The following is a 939-nucleotide window of genomic DNA, read 5'->3' as shown; positions in this document are numbered from 1 at the left end:
TCTGCATAGGGGAAACCCAGCGCCGCGATCGTGTCGAAGCGCTGCTGGTCGGTGATGATGAGCACGATGTTGGGGCGGCCGGCAGGCGCTGCCGTTTCCTGCCCGACCGGATCGCCCGTGTCCCGCGCCGCCATGCTCCTCCCCGATCCACGCCGGCGCTCGACCGGCGCTCGTTCGACTTCGCCCCCAAGCTGGCATAGAGTGAGCGCTCACGCAACGCTCCTACGAGCGCGAGGGAGCCTTCCGCGGCGCATGACGGATGCGATCGACGAGCACCGCGGCCCTCGGACCGGCGCGACGCTCGCGCAGGTGGCGCTCCGGGTCGGTGTGTCGCTGAATACGGTGTCCCGCTCGCTGCGCGCGCCCCACACGGTGCGGCCCGAGCTGAAGCGGCGGATCGACGCCGTGATGGAGGAGGTCGGCTACGTGCCGAACCGCGTCGCGGGCGCGCTCGCGGGCACGCGCTCCGACCTCGTCGGCGTGGTGGTGACGTCCCTGTTCCATTCGGAATTCGCCGCCGTGGTGGAGGGGCTGCAGGCGGGCCTGCTGGAACGGGATCTCCAGGTCATGCTCGGCAACACGCACTACGACCCCGAGCAGGAATGGCGAATCGTCCGTTCGATGCTGAGCTGGAGGCCCGCCGGCGTGATCATCGTCGGGGTGGACCACCATCCGCGCACCGCGGGTCTCCTCGCCGCCTCCGGCGTGCCCGTGGTTGAGATATGGGACGCGGGCGGCGAGGCGATCGATTCGACGGTCGGGATGAACCACGACGCCATCGGCCGCGCCCAGGCCGACCACCTCCTCGCCCGCAGCTGTCGGCGTCTCGCCTTCCTGGGCAGCCTGCGCCCGCAGGACGCGCGGGCGCGCAAGCGCTGCCAGGGGGCCGCCGCGGTCGTCGCCGAGGCGGGGCTGCCGCCTCTCGCGATCCGCACCGCG

At 72.1% G+C, this 939-nt stretch carries 1 protein-coding gene; it reads left to right on the top strand.

Going from position 1 to position 939, the window contains the following annotated elements:
* Positions 1-252: 252 nt before the first annotated feature.
* Positions 253-939: LacI family DNA-binding transcriptional regulator (locus D3273_RS27895; RefSeq protein WP_165359773.1), on the top strand; the 687-nt coding region annotated here is incomplete at its 3' end.

This window comes from Lichenibacterium minor (genome assembly GCF_004137685.1).
In the GTDB taxonomy this organism is placed as follows: domain Bacteria; phylum Pseudomonadota; class Alphaproteobacteria; order Rhizobiales; family Beijerinckiaceae; genus Lichenihabitans; species Lichenihabitans minor.
Note: the sequence above shows the minus strand (reverse complement) of the source record. Positions and strands in the feature narration are given on the sequence as shown.